Origin of the sequence: Flavobacterium zhairuonense (assembly GCF_004352915.1) — a bacterium.
In the GTDB taxonomy this organism is placed as follows: domain Bacteria; phylum Bacteroidota; class Bacteroidia; order Flavobacteriales; family Flavobacteriaceae; genus Flavobacterium; species Flavobacterium zhairuonense.
Genome location: NZ_SJSY01000012.1, coordinates 1 through 252 on the forward strand (window position 1 = coordinate 1; position 252 = coordinate 252).

A 252-nucleotide genomic window follows, 5' to 3' on the forward strand; every position below is an offset into this window, starting at 1 on the left:
ATTCCGTTTGCCGGCCAGGTGTAAGTATTTCCAGAACAGATTGATTCTGTAGTAACATCATCTGCTGGTTTAGAACCTATGGTTAGATTTAGTATTTGATCAGCCGTGCATCCGTCATTGTTTATTCTTAATCCTGTTTGTGTTGTAGAGTAGGTGATTCCGTTTGCTGGCCAAGTGTAGGTTTTGCCAGAACATATTGATTCTGTCGTTACGATATCAGCGGGCTTAGAACCTACGGTCAGATTCAGTATC

1 protein-coding gene is annotated in these 252 nt (G+C 41.7%); it reads right to left on the reverse strand.

What is annotated here, in order from left to right:
- On the reverse strand, window positions 1–252 hold a 252-nt coding region (locus EYY60_RS22115; protein ID WP_162847808.1), incomplete at both ends, for a hypothetical protein.